Origin of the sequence: Paenibacillus sp. 598K, from assembly GCF_003851045.1 — a bacterium.
In the GTDB taxonomy this organism is placed as follows: Bacteria; Bacillota; Bacilli; order Paenibacillales; family Paenibacillaceae; genus Paenibacillus_D.
The window spans coordinates 1-311 of record NZ_BFBX01000078.1 but is presented as its reverse complement, the minus strand read 5'-3'; positions in this window follow the sequence as shown (position 1 = coordinate 311).

The following is a 311-nucleotide window of genomic DNA, read 5'->3' as shown; positions in this document are numbered from 1 at the left end:
GACGAGAGTTCTTTTGCTTTACGGGTGTGCTTGTGCGCCATGCTCGGCAAATGACGTTAAAGCTGAGCACGTCCTTTCCAAACCAAGGGGCTTGGCGGCGGATGGAGCGAAAAAGTATTTTATTGGAATGAATCGATAATCCCAACTTATGTCTTGGAAATGCCAGTGCCTCTTCATGTGGGGAGGGGGAAGATGGCGCCATTTTTCAGCCCATGAGGCTCAATGGACACACTCCCTCTCCATAACTGGAGGCTATCCCCAGATAGCTCCTGCCTAAAGTGCCGTTCTTATGGGCTTTCGTAATTTAGGTT